This is a genomic window from Citrobacter sp. U14242 (assembly GCF_046555775.1).
In the GTDB taxonomy this organism is placed as follows: domain Bacteria; phylum Pseudomonadota; class Gammaproteobacteria; order Enterobacterales; family Enterobacteriaceae; genus Citrobacter.
Genome location: NZ_JBKGLW010000014.1, coordinates 68,055 through 93,473 on the forward strand (window position 1 = coordinate 68,055; position 25,419 = coordinate 93,473).

The following is a 25,419-nucleotide window of genomic DNA, read 5'->3' on the forward strand; positions in this document are numbered from 1 at the left end:
TTTAACAACTTAGGCCTGTTTAGCGGCTTCAGCTGCTTTAACGATCACGGCGAAAGCGTCTGCTTTCAGAGATGCACCGCCAACCAGCGCGCCGTCGATGTCCGGCTGAGCGAACAGTTCTGCGGCGTTAGCTGCGTTTACGGAACCGCCGTACTGGATGATCACTTGTTCAGCGATTTTCGCGTCAGCTTTAGCAATGTGGTCACGGATGAATTTGTGGACAGCCTGAGCCTGTGCCGGAGTGGCAGATTTGCCGGTACCGATAGCCCATACAGGTTCGTAAGCGATAACCACGCCTTCGAATGCGCTCGCACCCTGAGTTTTCAGTACTGCATCGATCTGACGCGCGCACACTTCTTCAGTTTTGCCAGCTTCGTTTTCTGCTTCGGTTTCACCGATGCACAGAACCGGCGTCAGACCCTGCTCTTTCAGCACAGCGAATTTCTTCGCGATCAGCTCGTCAGACTCTTTGTGGTAAGTACGACGCTCAGAGTGACCGATAATGATGTACTGCGCGCCGATATCTTTCAGCATTTCAGCGCTTGTTTCACCGGTGAATGCGCCAGACAGGTTCAGGTCAACGTTCTGCGCGCCCAGAATGATGTGGCTACCGGCAGCGGCGTGTTTCGCCAGGTCGATATACATTTCCGGCGGAGCGATTGCTACTGCACAGCCAGCAACGCCAGCCAGTTCTTTACGCAGGTTAGCAACCAGTTCGTTTACCATATGGCGGCTGCCGTTCAGTTTCCAGTTACCCATCACTAAAGGATGTCGCATTTCATTTCTCCACGCTTGTCAGCGAATTAAGGAAGATGGCCGCCCGTCAGGGCAGCATGGTCTGTGAAACAGTATAGAGATTCATCCCCCGAAAGGCTTTGCTTTTTGTCACTTATTCGATCCTTCGAGGTTTTCAGATAGTGCCAGCTTAATCGGTTCAACAGCGAAGGTCAGCCCCTTTTCGCCGTTATCTGCCACAACATAGCGAATTGCGCCTTCGGTTTCCGCATAGTAGTGCTTACCTTTGCCTGCCGTGAGCAATTTTTGCAGCTTTTTCTGGCTTTGTTCTTTCGTCAGTAAGGGCGCCACGGTGCGAATAACGGCAGTCATGTATTCCAGCGCTTTCGCTTTGGCTGCCTTTTGTTCTGGCCCCTGAATCGGCAGCCAGGTTATCTGCATACTTTTGATTTTTAAGGTACCGCGCTCAAGGGCGGATGACGCATACAGGTTTTCATTGATTTTACTGGCGGCACGGGTGAGATTTGCCCGATCGCGGCTGCTGTCGATGGCACGGAACTCATTCAGAGCAAGCTTCGGATTCTGCGTATTAAAGTTTTCACGAAATTGGCTGATCGACAGGTCAAAGGTCGGCGCGCCCGCCAGCAGGTAAGGGGCCGTGGTTGCCGTCGAGGGCTCTTGCGCCAGTGCCGTAGTACTTACGGACAGGGCTGAAAACAATAATAAAAACAGAGTCAATCCTTGCTTCATCAATCGTACCTTTCATTATGACTGACCACGATTAAAACGATAACTGTCGGGCTTGTCAAAAGGGTAAACTGTTCTGGAAGGTAATAATCAAGGAACCTACATGACCATACAGCAGTGGTTATTCTCATTTAAAGGGCGTCTTGGACGCCGTGATTTCTGGATTTGGGTAGGTCTGTGGATTGTCGGGATGCTGGTTTTGTTTTCGCTGGCGAGTAAACAATTGCTCGATATCCAGACGGCGGCATTTTGTCTGGTCTGTCTGCTGTGGCCGACGGCTGCAGTCACAGTAAAACGTCTGCATGATCGGGGTCGCTCCGGCGCGTGGGCGTTCCTGATGATTCTTGCATGGATGCTGCTGGCCGGAAACTGGGCGGTATTGCCTGGTGTCTGGCAATGGGCGGTGGGCCGCTTTGTACCGACGCTGATTCTGGTTGGTATGCTTATCGATCTGGGCGCGTTTGTCGGCACCCAGGGCGAAAACAAATTTGGTAAAGATACGCTGGATGTGAAATATAAAGCCGAGCGCCAGTAATTGTAGGCCGGATAGGCGTAAGCGCCATCCGGCAAGCCCTCACCAGTAGTGCTCAGCAGTCATATGGCCTGGTCGACGGCGCAGATGTTTGGTCATCTGCCGGGTTTCTTTCAGCAGTTGCTGCGTGTCGCGTACCATTTGCGGGTTACCACAGAGCATCACATGACTGGTTGCTGTATCCATAGGTAGCCCAACCGCAGTTTCCAGCGCGCCGCTTTCAATCAACGCCGGAACTCGCCCGGTTAATGAACCTGCGGCGGTTTCACGGCTCACAACCGTCTGGATACGTAATTTACCTTCGTAGCGTTTTTCCAGGTCCTGCATTAACGTCAGATAGCTTAAATCGGCGGCATAGCGGGCGGCGTGGACCAGCACCAGATTGTTAAAACGGTCCAGATCTTTGCCCAACTGCAGAATCGATAAATAGGGGCCGATCGCCGTACCGGTTGCCAGCATCCACAGCGTGTCGCAATCGGGAATTTCATCCAGCACAAAGAAACCGGCTGCTTCGCTCACTACCTGTACTTCGTCGCCAGGTTTCAGTGCGGCCAGACGGGGGCTGAGTTTTCCGTCAGGAACCGTCACCAGATAGAACTCTAAATCGGGGTTATCGGGCGCATTCACGTAGGAATAGGCGCGCTGGACACGCTCGCCGTCAATTTCGAGGCCAAGCTTGGTAAACTGACCGGCTGTGAAGGGAAGAACCGGAGCTCGCACGGTCAAACTAAATAAGGCATCGGTCCAGTTTTGTACCTTAATGACTTTGCCTGTTACCCAATCTGCCATGGTGTTCTCCTGTCTGCTGTGATTGCCTTATCTTCGTTTGTTGCACGAAAGATTTCCAGCCCGGATGGGCTGGAAGGCTCTATTGATCAAATCAATTACAGGATATGCGTCTGTACATCCGGATCTTTGCGATCAAGGTAGTGGATGGACTGAATACGACGGATCGTACGTGATTTTCCACGGATCAGCAGTGTTTCGGTGGTGGCGATATTACCTTTGCGGCTAATCCCTTCCAGCAGATCGCCTTTGGTGATGCCGGTGGCGGAGAAGATAACGTTGTCGCTGCGGGCCATTTCATCCAGACGCAGCGCTTTACCTGCCTCAATACCCATTGCGGCGCAGCGAGCCAGCTCCTGTTCGCCGATACGACGGTTCTCTTCGCTGTCACCTTTGACGTCATGGCGCGCCAGCAGACGGCCCTGCATGTCGCCATCCAGTGCGCGGATAACGGCGGCAGAGACGACACCTTCCGGTGCGCCACCAATGCCATACAGCACGTCAACTTCACTGTCTGGCATACAGGTCAGAATAGACGCGGCCACGTCGCCGTCGGGAATCGCGAATACGCGAACGCCCAGCGCCTGCATTTCGGCGATGGTTTCATCGTGGCGTGGTTTCGCCAGAATGGTGACGGTCAGTTCGCTCAGCGGTTTGTTGAGCGCGCTGGCGACATTACGCAGGTTCGCCTCCAGCGACAGGTTCAGGTCGATTGAACCTTTGGCACCAGGGCCGACAATCAGCTTTTCCATGTACATGTCCGGTGCGTTCAGGAAGCAGCCTTTGTCACCGACCGCGAGGACCGCCAGCGCATTCGCCTGACCCATTGCTGTCATGCGTGTACCTTCGATGGGATCGACTGCAATATCAACAGCATCGCCGAGACCGGTTCCAACTTTTTCACCAATAAACAACATGGGTGCTTCGTCGATCTCACCTTCGCCAATCACGATGGTACCGTCGATGTTGACCTGGTTGAGCATAATACGCATGGCGTTCACCGCCGCGCCGTCAGCGGTATTTTTATCGCCGCGACCCAACCATTTATAGCCAGCCAGTGCAGCCGCTTCGGTCACGCGTGAAAATTCAATGGCAAGTTCTCGTCTCATTGCAAACTCGTAGCAGAAAGGAATGGCGCGAAGTGTAGCACAGGGGAGGGGGCGGGATTATTGATGTATGTGCGTGTGCAGGGTTGAGACAGTTTTGCCGGATAAGGCGTTAGCCCCATCCGGCATTTCAGCATTACTCTTCGTGGTCTTCCCACGCCAGGGCGCGTTTAACCGCTTTTTTCCAGCCGCTGTAACGGAAGTTACGTTCGGTGGTTTCGATGCCAGGGCGGAATTCACGCTCAATGACCGCTTTTTCCTGAAGCTCATCCAGGTTCTGCCAGAAACCGACGGCAAGACCTGCCAGGTATGCGGCGCCCAGCGCGGTGACTTCGCGAACTTCCGGGCGCTCAACGCGGGTGCCAAGAATGTCAGACTGGAACTGCATCAGGAAGTTGTTGGCAACCGCGCCACCATCGACACGCAGCGCATGCAGACGAATACCAGAGTCCGCCTGCATTGCTTCCAGCACGTCGCGGGTCTGGTAAGCGATAGACTCAAGCGTTGCACGGATGATGTGGTTGGAGTTTACGCCACGGGTCAGGCCGAAGATGGCGCCACGTGCATACGGGTCCCAGTAGGGTGCGCCCAAACCGGTGAATGCCGGAACAACATACACGCCGTTGGTGTCCTTCACTTTGGTGGCGAAATATTCGGAGTCGAATGCATCGCTGATGAGTTTCATCTCATCACGCAGCCACTGGATGGATGCACCCGCCATGAACACGGCACCTTCCAGCGCGTAGTTCACTTCTCCGGTCGGGCCACAAGCGATAGTGGTCAGCAGTCCATTTTCTGACTTAACGGCTTTCTCGCCGGTATTCATCAGCATGAAGCAGCCAGTACCGTAGGTGTTCTTTGCCATCCCTTCCTTCACGCACAGCTGGCCGAATAGTGCAGCCTGCTGGTCACCCGCGATACCGGAGATAGGAATACGTGTACCGCCTTTACCGCCAATGTTGGTCTGGCCATAGACTTCAGAAGAACGGCGAACTTCCGGCAGCATTGCACGCGGAATGTCCAACGCATCCAGCATCTTGTCGTCCCAATCCAGGGAATGGATGTTGAACAGCATGGTACGTGAGGCGTTGGTGTAATCCGTGACGTGTACGCGTCCCTGAGTCATTTTCCAGATAAGCCAGGTGTCTACGGTACCGAACAGCAGCTCACCGCGACGGGCACGCTCACGCGAGCCTTCTACGTGGTCGAGGATCCACTTCACTTTGGTACCGGAGAAATACGGGTCAATGACCAGACCGGTGTTGTTACGGATGTACTCTTCCATACCGTCGCGCTTGAGCTTCTCGCAGATATCTGCGGTACGACGACACTGCCACACAATGGCGTTATAGATTGGCTTACCGGTTTCACGTTCCCAGACAATGGTGGTTTCACGCTGGTTGGTAATACCGATCGCTGCAATTTCATCGGAACTGATATCGGCTTTCGCCAGCACTTCTACCAGTGTGGAGCTTTGGGTCGCCCAAATTTCCATTGGGTCATGTTCTACCCAGCCTGCTTTCGGATAGATTTGCTCGAATTCGCGTTGCGAAACGCTAACGATGTTCGCATCGTGGTCCATTACGACCGCGCGGGAGCTGGTGGTGCCCTGGTCGAGCGCAACGATATATTTTTTCTCAGTCATGATTTTTTTTGTCCCGTAGTCACATTACAGCGAAGCTTTTTGTTGAGTGTTGGCCGCAGCGTCTTTCTCTTCAATCGCGCAGACATCGCACGGTAAATGGCGACCAATCAGTTTGCGATATGCCCATGCGCCCAGAATTGCGCCGGTAATCGGACCAAACACGGGGACCAGGAAGTAAGGGATATCACGACCACCTGTGAAGGCAATCTCGCCCCATCCTGCCATCCAGGCGAAGAGTTTCGGTCCGAAGTCACGTGCCGGGTTCATCGCAAAACCGGTCAGTGGACCCATGGATGCACCAATAACGGCAATCAGTAAGCCGATCAGCAGCGGTGCCAGTGGACCACGCGGTACACCGTTACCATCGTCGGTCAGTGCCAGAATCAGCCCCATTAGAATAGCGGTAATGACCATTTCAACCGCGAAGGCCTGCACAAAATTGATATGCGGGTTTGGATAGGTGGAGAAAGTGCCAGCCAGACCCAGGCTCTCTGTACTGCCGCGCACGATATGGTTGGTTTGTTCAAAGTCGATGAAAAGATTGTAATAAAGCCCGTAAACCAATGCCGCTGCGCAAAAGGCGCCGGCAATTTGCGAAATAATAAAAGGTACAACTTTGCGTTTATCAAAACAGGCGAACAGCCATAGTGCGATGGTGACTGCTGGATTCAGGTGTGCGCCAGAAACGCCTGCCGTCAGATAGATAGCCATGGCTACCCCCAGACCCCAGATGATACTGATTTCCCACTGCCCAAAAGTAGCCCCAGCCACTTTGAGTGCAGCGACACATCCCACACCGAAGAAAATCAACAACCCGGTACCGAGGAATTCAGCAATGCACTGGCCTTTCAAGGTTGATGTTTGACTCATAATCGGATCCTGAAGAGTTTAATGTTTATTGTATGCGAGAAGGTCACTGACATCCCCGGAGCCGGTAGGCACACTGTTAATTTATCGTTAACGCTCAAAAACGAGAAATATCGAAATTAAAATGTGTGTACTCCATCAACAAAATGAGCGTTTTCGCGCCATTGCGCTGTATTTGTTATACAAAAATAGTGTGAGCTGAATCATTTCACCGATCATCCTGTTAACACTTAAGAGTTATGACAGTTATGTCACCAGGACAAAGATTAAAAGTGTCGCAAACCGCAATCTGCGCGGGATGCCGCTGGACAGGGATGACGCGGCTTCATACAATCGGTGTTAAGTAGTGTGCGCTCGTTTTTATTAAGGCGTCGCCGGTTATCGGGACGAGGATTTTTATCCATCAACGCCTTGCAATTCAGGAGAGGTATGACGATGTCATTAGAAGTGTTTGAGAAACTGGAAGCAAAAGTACAGCAGGCGATTGATACCATCACGCTGTTGCAGATGGAAATCGAAGAGCTGAAAGAAAAGAACAACTCACTGTCGCAGGAAGTTCAGTCTGCACAGCAGCAGCGTGAAGAGCTGGAGCGTGAGAACAACAGCCTGAAAGAACAGCAGAGTGGCTGGCAGGATCGTCTGCATGCCCTGCTGGGTCGTATGGAAGAAGTCTGATTACGCTTTATCTTTCGCGCCGTAGCTGCGTTAGCCGCGCTCAGTTACCCCAGTCACGTAGTTTACTACGCTCCTGGGGATACCTTCGCTTGCCGTCTTGCTACAACACGAAATCTTTCGCGTAATCGCCCCTGTTTGTAGGCCGGATAAAGCGTAAGCCGCCATCCGGCAATCGGCGACAACGTATAAAAAAGGCACCTTACGGTGCCTTTTATGCTTACTCGATATCGAGAGGGTCTTCGGAAAGAATTATTCCGGTATTGTCGGCGTACAAGTGGTCGCCGGAGAAGAACGTCACGCCACCGAAGTTGACGCGTACATCGCTTTCCCCAATGCCTTCACCTGCAGCACCCACCGGAATAGCGGCAATCGCCTGAATGCCGATGTCCAGCTCTTCCAGATCGTCTACCTGGCGTACTGAGCCGTAGATGACCAGACCTTCCCATTCATTCTGTACTGCCAGACGAGCCAGTTCGGCATCGACCAGCGCACGACGGACAGAACCGCCGCCATCGACCAGCAGAATACGACCACGGCCGTTTTGTTCGAGCAGATCGTACAGCAACCCGTTGTCCTCGAAACATTTTACCGTGATGATTTGTCCGCCAAACGACGACCGTCCTCCAAAGTTAGAGAACAGCGGTTCCACGACGTTGACATCTTCCTGATAGATGTCACAAAGCTCGGATGTATCGTATTTCATAGGCTTAACGTTCAGTTGCTGCGAGAATTTTTAGTATATCGCGCTATGTGTACTGTTGGCAAAATCATCAGTTGTTAATTGATATTTGTCAGTTATGCAGACCACTGACTTAAGAAAATTCCAACAACAAACAGCAGGTTAGTCAGCAGTGCCGCTTTTACGGTGCGTTCCAGCATTGGGCGCATTGCCGTAGGATCCATTTCACGCATCACGTAGCGCGCCTGTTTAATCAGCAGCGGTGCGGCGAGGATAAAGAGCCATCCCCATAAACTTTGCAACGAGAACAGGTTAAAGAGCGCCAGACAGACCAGCGTGCCCATCAGCAGGCAGGCATGGTAACGGCGGGCATTAACCGCGCCTAAGCGCACCACCAGCGTGTTTTTGCCGTTCTCTCTGTCGCTGTTGATATCGCGCAGGTTGTTAACGTTGAGTACGGCAGTTGCCAGCAGGCCGCAGGCGGTTGCCGGCAGGATTAACGCCGGAATTAGCGTATGCGCCTGCAGGTACCAGCTCCCCATCACGCTGAGCCACCCGAAGAAGACCAGCACAGAAATATCACCCAGACCGATATACCCGTATGGACGATTACCGACGGTATAGGTGATAGCAGCGATAATCGACAGGCCACCGAGAATCAGGAAGCCGACAAAATCCGCCAGTGTGTGACATGCTACCGCCACCAGTGCCAGACCGGACAGGCAGATTAAGACCACCGTGACGATCAGCGCACGCTTCATCTCCTGCTGGGTAATAACGCCTTTTTGCATGCCACGCAGCGGTCCGATGCGGTCGGGTTTATCGCTACCTTTGACGGCATCGCCATAATCGTTAGCGAGATTGGACAGGATTTGCAGTAGCCCTGCCGTAATTAATGCCAGCAGAGCCACCAGCGGATCGAAATATCCTTGCCACCATGCTAATGCCGTACCGACGATGATCGCCGCGAAGGCGAGCGGTAAGGTCTTAGGTCGTAAACTTTCCAGCCAGGCTTGTGAGCGGCTAATTTGTTGTTGTTCAGTCATATTTAGCGCCAATAAAAATGGGGCTTTATCAGCCCCATCAACAGTGATGAAAATGCATTGAACGCGATTATAGGATAAAACGGCTCAGATCTTCATCTGCGACCAGCGCATCCAGATGTTTGCTCACATATTCGGCATCAATTGTGATGCTTTGACCGTTCAAATCGCTCGCATCATAGGAAATATCTTCCATCAGACGCTCGAGAACGGTATGCAGACGACGCGCACCGATGTTTTCGGTGGTTTCGTTAACCTGCCAGGCCGCTTCAGCAATGCGTTTAATACCCGATTCGGTGAAGTTGATGTCCACACCTTCGGTTGCCATCAGCGCTTTGTACTGCACAGTGATAGAGGCATTCGGTTCGGTCAGAATGCGCTCGAAATCGCTGGTGGTCAGTGCTTGCAGCTCCACACGGATCGGCAAACGGCCCTGCAGTTCCGGGATCAGGTCAGACGGTTTGGCCACCTGGAATGCGCCGGAGGCGATAAACAGAATGTGATCGGTTTTCACCATACCGTGCTTGGTAGAGACGGTGCAGCCTTCAACCAGCGGCAGCAGGTCGCGCTGTACGCCTTCACGGGAAACATCCGGGCCAGAGGATTCGCCACGCTTACAGATTTTGTCGATTTCGTCGATAAACACGATCCCGTGCTGCTCAACGGCGTCGATTGCTTCCTGTTTCAGCTCTTCCGGATTGACCAGTTTGGCCGCTTCTTCTTCAATCAGCAGCTTCATCGCGTCTTTGATTTTCAGCTTACGCGGTTTTTGTTTCTGACCGCCCAGGTTCTGGAACATGGATTGTAGCTGGCTGGTCATCTCCTCCATTCCCGGAGGCGCCATAATTTCTACGCCCATCGGTGCGGCAGCGAGATCGATTTCAATCTCTTTGTCGTCCAGTTGGCCTTCACGCAGTTTTTTACGAAATGCCTGACGTGCAGCAGAAGGTTCCTGAGGCTGTTCTGACTGTCCCCAGTTATTTTTGGCTGGCGGGATCAGTACATCGAGAATACGTTCTTCTGCCATTTCTTCTGCGCGGAAGCGGTTTTTCTCAATCGCCTGAACGCGAACCATTTTGATGGCGGCATCGGTCAGATCGCGGATGATGGAGTCAACTTCTTTACCCACATAGCCGACTTCAGTGAATTTCGTTGCTTCAACTTTGATGAATGGCGCATTGGCCAGTTTTGCCAGACGGCGGGCGATCTCAGTTTTACCGACACCGGTTGGGCCAATCATCAGAATGTTTTTCGGTGTGACTTCATGGCGCAGCTCTTCGTTGAGCTGCATGCGGCGCCAGCGGTTACGCAGTGCTATCGCCACGGAACGCTTAGCATTGTCCTGGCCGATGATGTGCTTGTTCAGTTCGCTGACAATTTCGCGTGGGGTCATTTCAGACATGGGGGATCCTTACGCTTTGGAGTTCAATTCTTCGATGGTATGGAAGTGGTTGGTATAAATGCAGATATCCCCTGCAATATCCAACGCTTTCTCAGCAATTTCGCGTGCGCCAAGCTCGGTGTTTTCCAGCAGAGCGCGTGCTGCAGCCTGGGCGTAGGGACCGCCGGAGCCGATGGCAATCAGATCGTTTTCTGGCTGAATGACGTCACCGTTACCCGTGATGATGAGCGATGCTGTTTCATCTGCAACGGCCAGCAACGCTTCGAGTTTGCGCAGCATACGGTCGGTTCGCCAGTCTTTAGCCAGCTCAACGGCGGCCTTAACCAGGTGACCCTGGTGCATTTCCAGTTTGCGTTCAAACAGTTCAAACAGCGTGAATGCATCCGCAGTACCGCCCGCAAAGCCCGCAATGACTTTGTCGTTGTACAGACGGCGGACTTTTTTCACGTTGCCTTTCATTACGGTGTTACCCAGTGTGGCCTGACCATCACCGGCGATTACCACATGGCCGTTACGGCGTACGCTTACTATTGTTGTCACGAGCAGACCCCTTGGTTACAAATGCAGAATACAGGCCCCGCACAGGTGTACGGGGCGTAATGCAAGTATAGATGGGGGAGATTTTGGGGGTTTCAACCCCCAGTGGCGAGTCGAATGCAGTTTGTGTGGCCGGCAACTTTCAGGCGACTGATGGTGTTGTCGGCATTTTCCTTGCCTTTCACCGGGCCAATCACCACGCGATTCCAACCGTTATTGGTGGTAATGCGGGAATTGAAGCCCTCAAAGGCCAGTTGAGCACGTACTGTTTCTGCCTGCTCAGCCCCTTTGAATGACCCGCACTGAACCATCCAGCGGCGTTCATCTTTTTTCTCTGCCGTCTGTTTTGGCGGCTGTGTCTCATTCGTTATTGGCGCGGCCGGTTGCGTTTTAGGCTGTGCGGCAGTGGTGTGCGCTGGCGTCTGCAGCAGATCCTGGTACGGCTGCTGGGCCACCGGTTTTGGCTGCGTCTGGCGCGGCTGTTGTACCGGTGCGGTTTGCGCTGCACGCGTTTGTGGCTGCTGGTAAGGCTGTTCCGTTACCCGCGTTTGCTGCTGCCGAGCCTGCTGCTGCGCGTTGTTCCACTGTTGTTGTTGCACCTGACGCTGACGCTGCAGCGTTTGCTGGCGCTGTTCAGGTGTTTGTTCGTTCCACGGTACTTCGTTGAGCTGTGTAGGCTGTTGACGCATATCGGCCTGCATTTGCGCCAGTAACTGGCGCTGCTCATTGGTCAACTGATCGGCGTTAAGCACTTCGCCACCCGCAGAGGGTTCGGTAGGTGCACGCACGCCTGGCTGACGGCTTTCCAGCTCCTTGATATAGCGCCAGCGTTCTTCCGGTTTAGGCGGGATGCCATTTCCGGTGACTTTCTGGCTTTGCAGCGTCTCGGACTCTTCTTTCTTGTGATGCGTAATGAAGTACAGACCACCGATAAAGGTCACGAGTACGGCTGCAGCAATAGCGACCATAGCGGGGGATACCGCTGACGTACTGCGTTGCTTTTTCCGTGATGTGCTCTTTTTGCGCCGCGAAGGTGCCGGTTGGCCGCGACGTACATAATCTCGTTGTGCCACTATCGTTTCGCTGTATTTATTCGTTCGTCAGCCCGCCATGTTACTTAAGCGACGGGCCTTTGACCAGACAGGGGAGTCCGAAAGCACCTTACTTTAAGTCAGTGCCCGGGTAGTGCCCCGAATTATGAGTTCACAGTCCAGTAAACGTGAACCACTGCTGACGTTCTGCCCGTGAAGCTGATCGAGCAGTAACAGCATAGCTTCGCGTCCGATATCGAAACGCGGCTGTGCGACGGTTGTCAGGGGTGGATCACAAAATTCCGTCAGTGAAATATTATCGAAGCCAATGATAGATAAATCATCCGGTACTTTTAAGCCCTGACGCTTGGCGTAAGAGAGCGCGCCAAGCGCCATCACATCGCTGTGACAAAAGACCGCGGTCGGAGGTTGCGGTAGCGCAAGCAGCTGTTTTAACGCGTTAGCGCCCGCTTCATAGGTGAAATCACCGCGCGCGATGAAGTGTGGATCGACCGTAATTCCACTGCGGCGTAGTGCCTGAACATAGCCTTGCAGGCGGTAGTGGCACAGCGGCATATCCTCTGGCCCGGCAATGCAACCAATGCGCTTATGCCCCAGCTCCAGCAGGTAATTCATCGCGTTAAAGGCAGCAGTGAGGTTATCAATGTGAACGGTAGGCAGTTCCAGCTCTGGCGCAAATTCGTTGGACATGACCATCGGCGGTAAATTGCGCTGTTCTTCCACGCTGGCATCAAATGGCAGGCGTGAGCTGAGCAGGACCATGCCATCTATCTGCTTGGTAATAATGAGGTTAAGAAAGGTCTTTTCTTGCTGATTCTGGTGCGCGCAATCGCCGATAAGTACCAGGTAACCTTGTTCTGCGGCAGTGACTTCTATGCCACGAATCACTTCGCTAAAAAAGGGATCGCAGATATCCGGCACAATCACCAGAATGGTACGTGATTCATTTCGTTTAACGTTCCGTCCCATTGACTGGGGTAAATATCCCACTTCCAGAGCTGCCTGTTCGACCCGGTTACGGGTGGACTGAGAGACTTTGTCAGGGTTCATTAATGCGCGGGATACGGTTGCCGTTGAGACTTTCGCCTTCAGAGCAACATCTTTCATCGTAGCGGCGGCAACCTGCTTGTTCGGTTTCACTCTTTCTCCTCGCCAGGGTGCAGCTGGCACAGACCTGTCCCTGGATAACCTTCATCTGAAACATTTTTATCAGATAGTGAATAGAAGCAGTTACAGAATTTTCATAAAAAGTGTGATGGATCTTTAATTTTACGATCCGCCTCGCATCATGAGGGGTTATCCCTCGATGGGATCGACATCCAACACCCATTTCACCTTACGTGAATCGGGTAGCGTATTGATCAACGCCAGCGTTCCGCTGACGATATGCTGTAGGCGAATGCGTGACGGATGTTGCAACAAAATTTGCCAGCGATAGCGACCGCCACGTTTGGGGGCCAGCGCGGGAACCGGGCCTAACACCCAGAGTTTGTCATCAGCTAACGGGCTGGCCTGAATCAGGTTTCGCAGCTGTTGTAAGAACATCGGCGCATGCTGATTGTTATGATCTTCTGCCCGCACGATCACGTGGCTGGTCCACGGCGGAAGCTGCAGCGTTTGCCGTTCGGCCAGTGCCTGTTCGGCAAAGGCGTCATAACCTTTATACAACAAGGTTTGCAGTAGCGGATGTTCAGGATGGTGCGTTTGCAACACCACTTCGCCTTGTTTACCGGCGCGCCCAGCGCGTCCGGAAACCTGGGTATAAAGTTGGGCGAAGCGTTCAGCCGAACGGAAATCGGCAGAGAATAGCGCCCCGTCAACATCCAGTAGTGCAACCAGCGTGACATCCGGAAAGTGGTGGCCTTTCGCCAGCATTTGTGTGCCGATGAGAATGCGAGCGCCGCCGCGATGGACTTCTGCCAGGTGCTGCTCCAGCGATCCCTTACGGCTGGTGGTGTCGCGATCGATACGCGAAATCGGCACGCCGGGGAAAAAGGGCGCCAGAGCTTGTTCCAGTTGCTCGGTGCCGAGTCCTACCGGCACCATGTGCGTAGAGCCACAGGAAGGGCACTGGCGCGGTATCGGGCGCTGGCTGTCGCAATGGTGGCAGCGCAGGTGATGCTGCGCCTGATGCAGCGTGTAGTAGTGATCGCAGCGTGGGCATTCGGCAATCCAGCCACAGTCGTGACACAGCAGCGCAGGTGCAAAACCCCGACGATTAAGAAACAAAATTACCTGATTATCTGCCTGCAAATGCTGACGCATGCGGGCGATCAGCGCCGGAGCCAGTCCGGCCTGCACCTGCTGGCCCTTTAAATCCAGCACGTGCTGAGTGGCAGGGCGCGCGTTTCCGGCTCGACGCGTCAGGCGCAGCATGCGGTATTTGTTCTGCCGCACGTTGCACAACGTTTCCAGCGCGGGGGTTGCTGAACCGAGAATAATCGGGATCTGTTCGCTGTGGGCGCGGTAAACCGCCAGATCGCGGGCATGGTAGCGCCAGCCTTCCTGTTGCTTGTAGGAGCTGTCATGCTCTTCATCGATGACAATTACGCCGAGGTTTTTAAATGGGGTAAACAACGATGAGCGTGTGCCGATGACTATTGCCGCTTCGCCATTTTTGGCTTTCAGCCATGCTGAAAGACGTTCGCTGTCATTTAAACCCGAGTGCAGGACTTCGACCGGGGCATTGAAGCGTTCGCGAAAGCGGGCAATGGTTTGTGGCGTCAGGCCAATCTCCGGCACCATTACCAGTGCCTGTTTGCCCTGGGCGAGAACATTTTCCAGCACGCTTAAATAGACTTCTGTTTTGCCGGAACCCGTCACACCTGCGAGCAACCAGGCGCTAAAACTGTCCGACGCGCTATGAATGGCCCCAACGGCGGTAGCCTGTTCCGTGTTCAGGCGCAGTCGTTCACCAGAGACGGCGTAGTGGGTACGCCAGTCGCTGAAACCTGGCGTTTCACTCGCCAGGGAGCACAGGCCTTTTTTACGTAGCGCCTGTAATGCAGCATCGTTAAATTCAAGTTCGCCCACCCGATCGCGCCAGATTTTTCCCTGACGCAGCGCAGCCAGCGCCTGCTGCTGCTTTGGAGAGCGCTTCAGACTGTTGAGGTCGATGACCTGGCCTTCCTCGGTGGCGAACCAGTACCACATGGGCGTGTTGGCGGCGGGTCTGCCCTGGCGCAACAGGATTGGCAGGGCATGGAACAGCACATCGCCAATGGGATGATGGTAGTAATCAGCAGCCCACAGCAATAAACGCCAGACGGAGGTCGAATAGACCGGTTCGCTGTCCAACACCTCGCGAACGGCTTTCAATTCGTTGAGCGGCAACTCGCTTTGCTCGCTGACTGACAGGACGATACCGACGCGCTCCTGTTGCTTGCCAAAGGGCACGCGTACGCGACACCCGGCTTTGGCGCTCATACCTTCCGGCAGGAGATAGTCAAAGGTACGAGGTAGCGGAACGGGTAAGGCAACATGCGCAACGGGCATTAAATCATCCTGACTTGAAATCTGGCGGGTTAGTATACACATTAGTGAAGGGTAGAATGCGGATCAGTTTGCATGAGCAGGTTAATTTCTGTATGATTCGCCGCCTTTGATGCAAATTGATTGCGTCAAATAATGACCATTACCCGAGAGTTTCAGGCTGTTGATGCAGCGTGAAAGGCGACGGGAAATAATTAACATCGCGTGGTGTCTGGCGTTAGGGCTGGAAGAGCGACGCGGCCTTAAACCGAGGTTTTCCCATGAAAAAAGATATTCACCCGAAATACGAAGAAATTACTGCAAACTGCTCTTGCGGTAACGTCATCAAAATCCGCTCTACCGTCGGTCACGATCTGAACCTGGACGTGTGCAGCAAGTGCCACCCGTTCTATACTGGCAAGCAGCGTGATGTTGCTACCGGTGGCCGTGTTGACCGCTTCAACAAGCGTTTCAACATCCCGGGCAGCAAATAAGTTTATGCTGTCAGAAAAAAGCGCCTTCCGGCGCTTTTTTTGTACCTGTAAATCAGTACTCCCACGTCTCCGGGTCGATCCCCAGTTCACGCATGATGATCTTCGCCTCTTCCGGGATCTCATCACTGCGCTCTTTGCGCAGATCCTCGTCGTTTGGCAACGGTTGCCCGGTAAAGGCGTGCAGAAACGCTTCACACAGCAACTCGCTGTTGGTGGCGTGGCGTAGGTTATTCACCTGACGACGCGTGCGTTCATCGGTAAGGATTTTTAACACCTTCAGAGGAATGGAAACCGTAATTTTTTTGACTTGCTCACTCTTCTTACCGTGCTCAGCGTATGGGCTGATATATTCGCCGCTCCATTCAGCCATGAGATACTTAATCCTCTTCGTCATTAATATTGAGGCCAGAACCTGAGCCCGGACCATAATTGCGCGTAGTTTATCGTAGTGGCGCGGCCCTGACACGAAGTTAGCCGACGCAAATGTACGCTAATGCATATAATTTTAACGGCTATTTCCTTTTTGCTCAATCTATACGCAAAGAAGTTTAGATGTCCAGATGTATTGACGGCTATTGTAACAATGATTACTCTGGTGCCTGACTTTTCACCGACTCAGCCAGGATCTCCTCAATATGACGCGTAAACAGGCCACCATTGCAGTGCGTAGCGGATTAAATGACGACGAGCAGTACGGTTGCGTTGTCCCACCAATTCACCTCTCCAGTACCTATAATTTCACCGGTTTTAATGAGCCTCGTGCTCATGACTATTCACGCCGTGGCAACCCGACGCGTGATGTGGTTCAGCGTGCGCTGGCGGAGCTGGAGGGGGGCGCTGGTGCAGTGCTGACCAATACCGGCATGTCAGCGATTCATCTGGTGACTACGGTGTTCCTGAAGCCTGGCGATCTGCTGGTCGCACCGCACGACTGTTACGGTGGTAGCTACCGCCTGTTTGACAGTCTGGCAAAACGTGGCTGCTATCGTGTGCTGTTTGTCGATCAGGGTGATGATCTGGCGCTGAAAGCGGCGTTAGCGGAAAAACCAAAGCTGGTACTGGTCGAAAGTCCAAGCAACCCGCTGCTGCGCGTGGTCGATATTGCAAAAATCTGCCAACAGGCACGTGAGGCTGGCGCGGTCAGCGTTGTCGACAACACTTTTTTAAGCCCTGCACTGCAAAATCCACTGGCATTGGGCGCCGATCTGGTGTTGCATTCATGCACGAAATATTTAAACGGTCACTCGGATGTGGTGGCTGGCGTGGTGATAGCGAAAGATCCGGAGACGGTCACTGAGCTGGCATGGTGGGCGAATAATATTGGCGTGACCGGCGGCGCATTTGATAGCTATCTGCTGTTGCGTGGCCTGCGTACTCTGTCGCCGCGTATGGAAGTGGCACAACGTAATGCTCAGGCAATTGTGGACTACCTGCAAACCCAGCCGTTGGTGAAGAAACTGTATCATCCGTCACTGCCGGATAATCAGGGGCATGAGATTGCCGCGCGTCAGCAAAAAGGGTTCGGCGCGATGTTGAGTTTTGAACTGGATGGCGACGAGCAAACATTGCGTCGCTTCCTGAGCGGGTTGTCATTGTTTACGTTGGCGGAATCATTAGGGGGCGTTGAAAGTCTGATCTCCCACGCCGCGACCATGACACACGCGGGTATGGCGCCAGAAGCGCGTGCTGCTGCCGGAATTTCTGAAACGCTGCTGCGTATCTCCACCGGTATTGAAGATGGCGAAGATTTAATTGCCGACCTGGAAAATGGCTTCCGGGCTGCAAACAAGGGGTAAACATGAGTGTGATTGCGCAGGCAGGGGCGAAGGGTCGTCAACTGCACAAATTTGGTGGTAGTAGTCTGGCAGACGTGAAATGTTATTTGCGTGTCGCAGGTATTATGGCGGAGTACTCGCAGCCTGACGATATGATGGTTGTTTCCGCCGCGGGCAGTACCACTAACCAGTTGATTAACTGGCTTAAGCTAAGCCAGACCGATCGTCTTTCTGCGCATCAGGTTCAGCAGGCGTTACGCCGTTATCAGAGTGAGCTGATTAGCGGCCTGTTACCACCAGATGTGGCTGATGGGCTAATCGGTGCGTTTATTCACGATCTGGAGCGTCTGGCTGGATTGCTCGACAGCGGTGTGAACGAAGCCGTCTACGCCGAAGTGGTGGGGCATGGTGAAGTGTGGTCGGCGCGTTTGATGTCTGCTGTCCTTAACCAGCAGGGGCTGGAATCGGCCTGGCTGGATGCGCGTGAGTTTTTACGTGCTGAACGCGGTGCCCAGCCGCAGGTGGATGAAGGTCTGTCTTATCCGTTGCTGCAACAACTGCTGGCCCAACATCCTGGCAAGCGCCTGGTGGTTACCGGGTTTATCAGCCGTAGCAATGCGGGTGAAACGGTGCTGCTGGGGCGTAACGGCTCTGACTATTCAGCTACGCAGGTTGGTGCGCTGGCAGGCGTTTCCCGCGTGACTATCTGGAGCGATGTTGCTGGGGTTTATAGTGCGGACCCGCGTAAAGTCAAAGATGCCTGTTTGCTGCCGCTGCTGCGTCTTGATGAAGCCAGCGAGCTGGCGCGTCTTGCGGCTCCGGTTCTGCATGCCCGTACCTTACAGCCGGTTTCGGGTAGCGATATCGACCTCCAGCTGCGCTGCAGCTACACGCCGGATCAGGGGTCAACGCGGATTGAGCGTGTACTGGCTTCTGGTACCGGGGCGCGCATTGTCACCAGCCATGACGACGTCTGTCTGATTGAGTTTCAGGTTCCCACCGGCCAGGACTTTAAGCTGGCTTACAAAGATATCGACCAGATTTTAAAACGCACGCAGGTGCGTCCGCTGGCGGTTGGCGTGCATCCGGACCGTCAGTTGCTGCAATTTTGCTATACCTCCGAAGTTGCTGATGGCGCACTGAAAATTCTTGATGAAGCCGGTTTGCCGGGCGAGCTGCGTCTGCGCCAGGGGCTGGCACTGGTGGCGATGGTTGGGGCTGGTGTAACGCGCAATCCGCTGCATTGCCACCGTTTCTGGCAGCAGTTAAAAGGCCAGCCAGTCGAGTTTACCTGGCAGTCGGAAGAGGGGATCAGTCTGGTTGCGGTACTGCGTACCGGTCCGACCGAAAGCCTGATTCAGGGTCTGCATCAGTCTATTTTCCGTGCAGAAAAACGTATAGGTCTGGTGCTGTTCGGCAAGGGGAACATTGGTTCACGCTGGCTGGAACTGTTCGCCCGCGAACAAACAACGCTTTCCGCGCGTACCGGGTTTGAATTCGTGCTGGCAGGCGTGGTGGATAGCCGCCGTAGCCTGTTGAACTACGAAGGGCTGGATGCCAGCCGCGCGCTGGCCTTCTTTGATGATGAAGCGGTGGAGCAGGATGAAGAATCCCTGTTTCTGTGGATGCGCGCCCACCCGTATGATGATTTAGTGGTGCTGGACGTCACCGCCAGCGAGCAACTGGCGGATCAGTATCTGGATTTTGCCAGCCACGGTTTTCACGTGATTAGCGCTAATAAACTGGCAGGAGCAAGCACCAGTAATAAGTATCGCCAAATTCATGATGCTTTCGAAAAAACCGGCCGCCACTGGCTGTATAACGCCACCGTGGGCGCAGGTTTGCCGATCAACCATACTGTGCGCGATCTGATTGATAGCGGTGATACGATTCTGTCGATCAGCGGGATCTTCTCCGGCACGTTATCCTGGCTGTTTCTGCAATTTGATGGCACGGTCCCGTTCACCGATCTGGTGGATCAGGCCTGGCAGCAAGGGCTAACTGAACCGGACCCGCGTGTTGACCTTTCCGGTAAAGATGTGATGCGCAAACTGGTGATTCTGGCGCGTGAAGCGGGTTACGATATTGAGCCGGACCAGGTTCGTGTGGAGTCACTGGTGCCTGTGCACTGTGAAGAAGGTTCAATCGATCATTTCTTTGAGAATGGCGATGAACTGAATGAGCAGATGGTACAGCGTCTGGAAGCTGCGCGTGAAATGGGGCTGGTGCTGCGTTATGTGGCGCGTTTCGATGCCAATGGTAAAGCGCGTGTGGGTGTTGAAGCCGTTCGTGCTGAACACCCGCTGGCAGCGCTGTTGCCGTGCGATAACGTGTTCGCCATTGAAAGCCGTTGGTATCGCGATAATCCGTTGGTGATCCGCGGGCCGGGCGCAGGTCGTGATGTGACCGCCGGTGCTATTCAGTCAGATATCAATCGGCTGGCACAGTTGCTGTAGTTTGCGTTGCCGGATGTCGCTACGCTTATCCGGTCTGGCTATGACACGAACCGTAGGCCCGGTAAGCGGCAGCGCCACCGGGCAAATCCAGGATGTTGTATTTTTCCGTCAGCGTCCTTATCGTCTGAAACACAGAATGGGCAGAGCAACGTGGGCTTTGCTGAAATTCCGTCTGTTGCTGCAACCAGGTGAGAAAATGATGACTGGCTGCCAGTGTTATTGACGCTCCTTTTTCAACCTGACCCTCTGTTAACAAACACACCATTTTACGCGTGTCGCCTTGTTGCCAAATTTGCCACTGGTTTTGCCACCATCCCTGATAACTTTTACCCAGTAACTGCCAGGGCCTGGTGTGTTGATCGTCACTGATTTCTTCATCCACAAACCAAAGTGAGGCGTGATGTTCGCGAAATTGTTCCGCCCATGCGGTAATCACTGCGCCGCGCAGAAAGCACTCGTGAGCGATGATGTGCGTTTTAACCGCAGGCCAGAGATGGCTCAGGACGCGGAAATGCCCATGCGCGGTAATGACCGGGCGTAAAATCGCGCCGCTGGCGTTACGTTTGAGCATCGCGCTGCCGTACTGAATTTCGTCAAATTGGCTGCGGTGTAGAAACTGCGTTTCGCGCTGGCTGACTCGTTCCACAATATCATCATGACTCACTACTGGCTCAGCGTTGCCACGCCAGCGGTAGCGCAATGAAGCCCCTGCATGATGAGGTGTAAAATTGCTGGAAATATGCAGAATATTTCCGCGAATAGCGTCAAAACTGAGCAACACATAGAGTTGCTGATCTGCACTGGCACCCTGAAAAGGTACGATCAGAGGGACTGTCGCGATTTGTTCGGGCGGTTGGATGGCGACGAGCGGTTGCTGCTTTGGCGTCCAGACTTTTTTGCACGCCCGGCACTGAACGCGCTGACTGCCCTGGGGATTTCGGCCATAGCGTATCGTTTCTCGCTGGTAACAATTCGGGCAAAAAATTCCTCTATTGGTAGCGAACTGCGCTAAACAGGCCGATAACCAGCTACGGAATTGTTCCCCATTAAACAGCGGGGGATAGCTGCCGCATGCCCGGCAGTGCAGTGCGGCATAACCCAGCCGATACTCTGGCCAGTTGTAATCTGGTGAACTTGCCAATCCCAGATTTTGGCAGCCAAAGGACTTACAGCAATTGATAGTGAACGGAGACGCCATCGTATTACCAACGATTTTTAATGGTCGTTGATTTTGCCTTGTGACTATCACCGATGGATGTGATTTTTCTCACATAAAAAAACCTTTCAGAACGTAACGTAGCGATTCTTTATATGACTGAAAGGGATTGATTATGAAGTTAAAAATGTTGGCTGTTGCTGTTCTGGTGTCACTGCCGCTTTGGGCATCTGCCAAAGATGTCACAATTATTTATACCAACGATCTCCATGCCCACGCTGAACCTTATAAAGTGCCGTGGATTGCGGATGGCACGCGTGATATTGGCGGCTGGGCTAATATCACGACGATGGTGAAGCAGGAAAAAACGAAAAATAGCGCCACCTGGTTCTTTGATGCCGGAGACTACTTTACCGGGCCGTATATCAGCAGCCTGACCAAGGGCAAGGCGATTATCGATATCATGAACACCATGCCATTCGACGCTGTCACCATGGGTAATCATGAGTTCGATCATGGCTGGGATAACACGCTGCTACAGCTGAGCCAGGCGAAATTCCCGATTGTGCAGGGTAATATCTTTTATCAGAACAGCAGTAAAATGTTCTGGGATAAGCCTTACACCATCATTGAGAAAGATGGCGTGAAAATTGGCGTGATTGGCCTGCACGGCGTGTTTGCTTTTGATGATACGGTTTCTGCGGCGACACGTGTTGGTATCGAAGCGCGTGATGAAGTGAAGTGGTTGCAACGCTATATCGATGAGCTTAAAGGCAAAGTCGATCTCACCGTGGCGCTGATCCATGAAGGTACGCCAGCGCGCCAGTCCAGTCTGGGAGGCACCGATGTGCGCCGTGCGTTGGATAAAGACATCCAGACCGCAGGCCAGGTGAAGGGGCTGGACATCCTGATAACCGGTCATGCGCATGTGGGCACGCCAGAGCCGATTAAAGTCGGGAATACCCTGATCCTTTCCACCGACAGCGGGGGTATTGATGTTGGTAAACTGGTGCTGGATTACCAGCAGAAACCGCATCAATTTACGGTGAAAAATTTCGAGCTAAAGACCATCTTTGCGGATGAATGGCAACCAGATCCGCAGACTAAACAAGTCATTGATGGCTGGAATAAGAAGCTTGATAAGGTGGTGCAGCAAACGGTCGCCAACTCCCCAATTGAGTTGACGCGTGCTTACGGTGAATCTTCTTCGCTGGGGAACCTGGCGGCGGATGCGCTGTTGGTGGCAGCGGGTAAAGATACCCAGTTAGCGCTCACTAACTCAGGCGGCATCCGTAATGAAGTCCCTGCAGGTGCCATCACCATGGGGGCGGTCATTAGCACCTTTCCGTTCCCGAACGAGCTGGCCACCATGGATCTCACCGGTAAGCAGTTGCGTAGTTTGATGGAGCACGGCGCGAGTTTAAGTAACGGTGTTTTGCAGGTATCCAAAGGCCTGGAGATGAAGTATGACAGCAGTAAACCTGTCGGTCAGCGGGTCACTGTATTGACGTTAAACGGCAAACCCATTGAGGACGCCACCACCTATCACATTGCCACCAATAGCTTCCTGGCGGACGGTGGTGATGGTTTTACAACCTTTACCGAAGGTAAAGCGCGTAACACATCCGGAGGCTACTACATCTCTAATGCGGTCGTTGATTATTTCAAAGCGGGAAATCCGCTGACGGATGAGCAACTCAAAGGTATGCGTGTGGAAGATGTGAAACCGTAGTGGGCTCAGGCCAGCAGATATTCCGCTGGCCTGCTGTTTTAGCCTTTGTGGGAGGAAAACACCTCTTTTGCGGCGAACAACCCGTTCAGTGCCGCGGGAAAACCTGCATATACTGCCATTTGCATAATCACTTCAACGATCTCATCCTGCGTTAAACCAACGTGTAATGCCGCGCCAATATGCACTTTCAACTGTGGTGTGGCGTTGCCCAGCGCAGTTAATGCCGCGACGGTCGCTATTTCTCTATTGCGTAAATCCAGCCCCGGTCTTGAATAGATGTCGCCAAAAGGAAATTCCAGCAGGTAGCGGGCGAAGTCAGGTGCAATATCTTTCAGGCTCTCGACGACGGCCTCGCCCCCTTTACCATCCACTTTGTGCAACATCCCCTGACCCGTAATAAAGCGTTCTGAAGGCATCATTTCTTCCTCATTTGTGTGGTCTGTGGCCTGAGGATAGAGCGCGCGGAATGATTGGGATAATACCGTTTCCGTGATACCTTTTCGGTATGACAACATCGCCATTACACTCTCTGGATATTCGTCTGCTGCGTTACTTTGCCGTAGTGGCGGAAGAGAACAATATGAGTCGAGCGGCGCAGCGTTTGTTTATGTCGCAGCCACCGCTGAGTCGCCACATTCGCCAGCTTGAAGAACGCCTGGGGGTGATGCTTTTTGTCCGTCATACCAAAGGGCTGGCGCTCACGGATGAAGGGGCGCGCGTACTGGAGATTATCCGCCCGCTGCTGGCGCAGCAGGATGAAACTTATGCAGCATTGAGCAAGCTTGGACAAACCGGTACACAGTCGCTGCGCTTTGGCCTGACTACCGCGTTTGAGCAGGGTGTTTTTGCTGCGCTTGAGTCACAGCTTAATACGCGAGTACAGAAGCTACATATTGTCCGCCATAGTTCGCCTGAACTGGCGCGCCAGGTGCGTCGGGGAAAGCTTGATGCAGCGCTGGTGGCGCTACCGCTTGAGACCACGGGGCTTAGCGTTACGTCTGTCGGTTGGCAAGAATCGATGATCGCCGCCTTACCCGCGATCTGGTCAGAGGCGGAACTGCCGACGCTCTCGTTAACGGCGCTGAACCACCGACTACTGTTCTGGTTCAAACGCGAACGTAACCCCGCTTTTTTTGATTACACCCGACACATTTTTTGTCGTGCTGGTTACTCTCCTGCCTGTCTTGAAGAACCGCTGGAGCATGATGTGCTGTTGGCGCGGATCGCGCAGGGTGATGGTCTGAGTCTGCTTCCGGCCTCGTTTTCCGCTATCCAGCGTCAGGGGGTGATATTCCTTCCGCTTACCGATACTGAATTGCGTATTAGCATGGGGTTGCTGATGTTGCCTGAGAACGTAACAAAATTAGCGTGGTTGCAGACGGTCGTGATGCAATCCCTCATCATTTCAGGCTGATGTGAATATTTTTCACGTTGGCTGAGTATTCCTCACCTTTGGCGATGATTTTTGTGTTGACGCCAGCACGCTTTTCCGTCATTTTTACATCTAGACGTCTAAACGTATAGCAGTTCACAACACAACATATAACGACAAAAGATTGATGAGGTAAGGTATGAGCTTTTTTCACGCCAACCAGCGGGAAGCCCTGAATCAGAGCCTGGCAGAAGTTGCCGGTCAGATTAACGTTTCGTTTGAGTTTTTCCCGCCGCGCACCAGTGAAATGGAGCAAACCCTGTGGAACTCCATCGATCGCCTGAGCAGCCTGAAGCCGAAGTTTGTTTCCGTGACTTACGGGGCAAATTCGGGTGAGCGCGACCGCACGCACAGCATCATTAAAGGTATTAAGGATCGTACCGGCCTTGAAGCGGCCCCGCACCTGACCTGTATTGATGCCACTCGCGATGAACTGCGTACCATTGCCCAGGACTACTGGAACAACGGTATTCGTCATATTGTTGCCCTGCGTGGTGACCTGCCTCCGGGGGGAGGTAAACCAGATATGTATGCTGCCGATCTGGTGAGCCTACTGAAAGACGTCGCAGATTTTGATATCTCTGTTGCCGCTTATCCGGAAGTTCATCCGGAAGCGAAGAGTGCCCAGGCAGACCTGCTTAACCTGAAACGTAAGGTTGATGCCGGCGCAAACCGGGCGATCACTCAGTTCTTCTTTGATGTGGAAAGCTACCTGCGTTTTCGCGACCGTTGCGTATCAGCAGGCATCGATGTGGAAATTATTCCGGGTATCCTGCCGGTCTCTAACTTTAAGCAGGCGAAGAAATTTGCCGATATGACCAATGTTCGTATCCCTTCCTGGATGTCGACAATGTTTGACGGCCTGGACGATGATGCCGAAACCCGCAAGCTGGTAGGGGCGAATATCGCCATGGACATGGTGAAGATCCTCAGTCGCGAAGGGGTGAAAGATTTTCACTTCTATACGCTCAACCGCGCTGAGATGAGCTACGCTATTTGTCACACACTGGGTGTAAGACCGAATTAAAACAGATGCCCCAGCCCTCTACGGAGGGCTTTTTATTGATCATTTTGATCTACATCTCTGTAACGTAAAA

The 25,419-nt window shown here is 53.2% G+C and carries 24 protein-coding genes; 8 read left to right on the top strand and 16 right to left on the bottom strand.

Features of this window, described 5'->3' with window-relative positions:
- Window positions 1-9: 9 nt before the first annotated feature.
- On the bottom strand, window positions 10-777 hold the full coding sequence (gene tpiA, locus ACLJXE_RS20895; RefSeq protein WP_410751912.1) for a triose-phosphate isomerase: 768 nt from the start codon (window positions 775-777) through the stop codon (window positions 10-12).
- A gap of 108 nt (window positions 778-885) precedes the next feature.
- Complete coding sequence (locus tag ACLJXE_RS20900; RefSeq protein WP_410751913.1) at window positions 886-1,485, bottom strand: YiiQ family protein; 600 nt, start codon at window positions 1,483-1,485, stop codon at window positions 886-888.
- Between the two features lie 100 nt (window positions 1,486-1,585).
- On the opposite strand from ACLJXE_RS20900, the gene ACLJXE_RS20905 reads away from it, so the two are divergent.
- The gene (locus ACLJXE_RS20905; RefSeq protein WP_286631052.1) at window positions 1,586-2,017 is read left to right on the top strand and encodes a DUF805 domain-containing protein; all 432 of its coding nucleotides are present in this window, start codon (window positions 1,586-1,588) and stop codon (window positions 2,015-2,017) included.
- A gap of 39 nt (window positions 2,018-2,056) precedes the next feature.
- Here ACLJXE_RS20905 and fpr read toward each other — a convergent pair whose 3' ends face one another.
- The 4 genes from fpr to ACLJXE_RS20925 all read right to left on the bottom strand — a co-directional run bounded on the left by fpr (window position 2,057) and on the right by ACLJXE_RS20925 (window position 6,421).
- Complete coding sequence (gene fpr / locus ACLJXE_RS20910) at window positions 2,057-2,803, bottom strand: ferredoxin--NADP(+) reductase (protein ID WP_410751914.1); 747 nt, start codon at window positions 2,801-2,803, stop codon at window positions 2,057-2,059.
- Between the two features lie 95 nt (window positions 2,804-2,898).
- Window positions 2,899-3,909, bottom strand: a complete 1,011-nt coding sequence (gene glpX, locus ACLJXE_RS20915; protein ID WP_137381459.1) for a class II fructose-bisphosphatase — start codon at window positions 3,907-3,909, stop codon at window positions 2,899-2,901.
- 133 nt (window positions 3,910-4,042) lie between these two features.
- A complete protein-coding gene (gene glpK / locus ACLJXE_RS20920) occupies window positions 4,043-5,551 on the bottom strand; it encodes a glycerol kinase GlpK (RefSeq protein ID WP_271441490.1) in 1,509 nt (502 codons plus the stop codon).
- A 24-nt stretch (window positions 5,552-5,575) separates the two neighbouring features.
- Entirely contained in the window at window positions 5,576-6,421 is an 846-nt protein-coding gene (locus ACLJXE_RS20925; RefSeq protein WP_032490558.1) for an MIP/aquaporin family protein, read from the bottom strand.
- 426 nt (window positions 6,422-6,847) lie between these two features.
- Between ACLJXE_RS20925 and zapB the strand changes: the two genes are divergently transcribed.
- Window positions 6,848-7,093, top strand: coding sequence for a septal ring assembly protein ZapB (zapB, locus tag ACLJXE_RS20930; RefSeq protein WP_115259761.1), 246 nt, complete (start codon window positions 6,848-6,850; stop codon window positions 7,091-7,093).
- 217 nt (window positions 7,094-7,310) lie between these two features.
- On the opposite strand, the gene rraA is transcribed toward zapB, so the two are convergent.
- The 7 genes from rraA to priA all read right to left on the bottom strand — a co-directional run bounded on the left by rraA (window position 7,311) and on the right by priA (window position 15,301).
- Window positions 7,311-7,796, bottom strand: coding sequence for a ribonuclease E activity regulator RraA (rraA, locus tag ACLJXE_RS20935; RefSeq protein WP_003028798.1), 486 nt, complete (start codon window positions 7,794-7,796; stop codon window positions 7,311-7,313).
- A gap of 92 nt (window positions 7,797-7,888) precedes the next feature.
- Window positions 7,889-8,818 carry a 1,4-dihydroxy-2-naphthoate polyprenyltransferase gene (gene menA / locus ACLJXE_RS20940; RefSeq protein ID WP_271442755.1) on the bottom strand — a complete coding sequence of 310 codons (930 nt, stop codon included), beginning with the start codon at window positions 8,816-8,818 and terminating at the stop codon, window positions 7,889-7,891.
- Between the two features lie 67 nt (window positions 8,819-8,885).
- Complete coding sequence (gene hslU / locus ACLJXE_RS20945) at window positions 8,886-10,217, bottom strand: HslU--HslV peptidase ATPase subunit (protein WP_003028803.1); 1,332 nt, start codon at window positions 10,215-10,217, stop codon at window positions 8,886-8,888.
- Window positions 10,218-10,226: 9 nt separating this feature from the next.
- A complete protein-coding gene (gene hslV / locus ACLJXE_RS20950) occupies window positions 10,227-10,757 on the bottom strand; it encodes an ATP-dependent protease subunit HslV (protein WP_003028805.1) in 531 nt (176 codons plus the stop codon).
- A gap of 92 nt (window positions 10,758-10,849) precedes the next feature.
- Window positions 10,850-11,827, bottom strand: a complete 978-nt coding sequence (gene ftsN, locus ACLJXE_RS20955) for a cell division protein FtsN (RefSeq protein WP_410751915.1) — start codon at window positions 11,825-11,827, stop codon at window positions 10,850-10,852.
- A gap of 93 nt (window positions 11,828-11,920) precedes the next feature.
- Window positions 11,921-12,946 (bottom strand): DNA-binding transcriptional regulator CytR, encoded by a 1,026-nt coding sequence (gene cytR / locus ACLJXE_RS20960; RefSeq protein WP_410751916.1) that lies wholly within the window; start codon window positions 12,944-12,946, stop codon window positions 11,921-11,923.
- A gap of 156 nt (window positions 12,947-13,102) precedes the next feature.
- Window positions 13,103-15,301: a primosomal protein N' gene (priA, locus tag ACLJXE_RS20965; RefSeq protein ID WP_410751917.1), complete on the bottom strand. Its 2,199-nt coding sequence runs from the start codon at window positions 15,299-15,301 to the stop codon at window positions 13,103-13,105.
- A gap of 257 nt (window positions 15,302-15,558) precedes the next feature.
- On the opposite strand from priA, the gene rpmE reads away from it, so the two are divergent.
- Window positions 15,559-15,771, top strand: coding sequence for a 50S ribosomal protein L31 (rpmE, locus tag ACLJXE_RS20970; RefSeq protein WP_038636025.1), 213 nt, complete (start codon window positions 15,559-15,561; stop codon window positions 15,769-15,771).
- Window positions 15,772-15,823: 52 nt separating this feature from the next.
- On the opposite strand, the gene metJ is transcribed toward rpmE, so the two are convergent.
- Window positions 15,824-16,141, bottom strand: coding sequence for a met regulon transcriptional regulator MetJ (gene metJ / locus ACLJXE_RS20975; protein ID WP_048213988.1), 318 nt, complete (start codon window positions 16,139-16,141; stop codon window positions 15,824-15,826).
- 265 nt (window positions 16,142-16,406) lie between these two features.
- Here metJ and metB point away from each other — a divergent pair, with 265 nt between their 5' ends.
- A complete protein-coding gene (metB, locus tag ACLJXE_RS20980) occupies window positions 16,407-17,567 on the top strand; it encodes a cystathionine gamma-synthase (protein WP_410751918.1) in 1,161 nt (386 codons plus the stop codon).
- Between the two features lie 2 nt (window positions 17,568-17,569).
- A complete protein-coding gene (gene metL / locus ACLJXE_RS20985; RefSeq protein WP_410751919.1) occupies window positions 17,570-20,002 on the top strand; it encodes a bifunctional aspartate kinase/homoserine dehydrogenase II in 2,433 nt (810 codons plus the stop codon).
- Window positions 20,003-20,027: 25 nt separating this feature from the next.
- Here the strand turns inward: metL and ACLJXE_RS20990 are convergent, their stop codons facing one another.
- A complete protein-coding gene (locus ACLJXE_RS20990) occupies window positions 20,028-21,200 on the bottom strand; it encodes a cytoplasmic protein (RefSeq protein ID WP_410751920.1) in 1,173 nt (390 codons plus the stop codon).
- 133 nt (window positions 21,201-21,333) lie between these two features.
- Here ACLJXE_RS20990 and ACLJXE_RS20995 point away from each other — a divergent pair, with 133 nt between their 5' ends.
- Window positions 21,334-22,890: a bifunctional metallophosphatase/5'-nucleotidase gene (locus ACLJXE_RS20995; RefSeq protein WP_410751921.1), complete on the top strand. Its 1,557-nt coding sequence runs from the start codon at window positions 21,334-21,336 to the stop codon at window positions 22,888-22,890.
- A gap of 38 nt (window positions 22,891-22,928) precedes the next feature.
- Here ACLJXE_RS20995 and ACLJXE_RS21000 read toward each other — a convergent pair whose 3' ends face one another.
- Complete coding sequence (locus tag ACLJXE_RS21000) at window positions 22,929-23,306, bottom strand: carboxymuconolactone decarboxylase family protein (protein WP_410751944.1); 378 nt, start codon at window positions 23,304-23,306, stop codon at window positions 22,929-22,931.
- An 89-nt stretch (window positions 23,307-23,395) separates the two neighbouring features.
- On the opposite strand from ACLJXE_RS21000, the gene ACLJXE_RS21005 reads away from it, so the two are divergent.
- A complete protein-coding gene (locus tag ACLJXE_RS21005; protein WP_410751922.1) occupies window positions 23,396-24,304 on the top strand; it encodes a LysR family transcriptional regulator in 909 nt (302 codons plus the stop codon).
- Window positions 24,305-24,461: 157 nt separating this feature from the next.
- Window positions 24,462-25,349 (top strand): methylenetetrahydrofolate reductase, encoded by an 888-nt coding sequence (metF, locus tag ACLJXE_RS21010; RefSeq protein WP_286631061.1) that lies wholly within the window; start codon window positions 24,462-24,464, stop codon window positions 25,347-25,349.
- Window positions 25,350-25,419 lie beyond the last annotated feature (70 nt).